The organism is Streptomyces tropicalis, assembly GCF_029269835.1.
In the GTDB taxonomy this organism is placed as follows: domain Bacteria; phylum Actinomycetota; class Actinomycetes; order Streptomycetales; family Streptomycetaceae; genus Streptomyces; species Streptomyces tropicalis.
The window spans coordinates 1-544 of the sequence record NZ_JARJBB010000109.1; the positions used below are offsets into that span (position 1 = coordinate 1).

Sequence of the window (544 nt, forward strand, 5' to 3'; positions counted from 1 at the left end):
CTCCGACACCATCCTGCGGGCCGCCACCCAGCTGCTGTTCACCAAGCGCGGGGTGCTCGGAGCCGGAGGACGCCTGTCCAGGAACGAGCACTGGCTCGCCCGACGCAGCGCGACCGCGACACGCGTGGGCCGGGAGGAGATGATCCGCACGAGGCAGTAGTGTCATGTCCCGGCAATCGGGGAGGGAGTTGAGCCACATGATGCGCATCTCAACGTCCGGGACGCGACGGTGGATGGTGGGCACCGCGGTGTGCGGCGTACTGATCACGGGGTGCAGCGGCGGAGGAGACGGCGGCGGCGCGAAGCCGCAGGCCAAGCCGGCGGCTGAGGTGAAACCGCTCGCCGCAGGCGCCTTGCGCCCCCTGCTGCTCACCCAGGCGGACCTCGGATCCGGATACGTCCAGGTCCAAGAGCAGTCCGGAGAGCAGAAGTTCGACGACATCTCGGTGCAGGGCTGCCCTGCGCTGGAGAAGCTGGGCCAGAGCGGCGAGGAGAACATGTTCGCCGCGAAGGCAGAGGCCAGTTTCACCTACGACCGGGATGC

The 544-nt window shown here is 68.8% G+C and carries 1 pseudogene; it reads left to right on the top strand.

The features are described 5' to 3' along the window. Positions 1–197 precede the first annotated feature (197 nt). Positions 198–544, top strand: a pseudogene (locus P3H78_RS33245) (hypothetical protein); the annotation flags it as partial.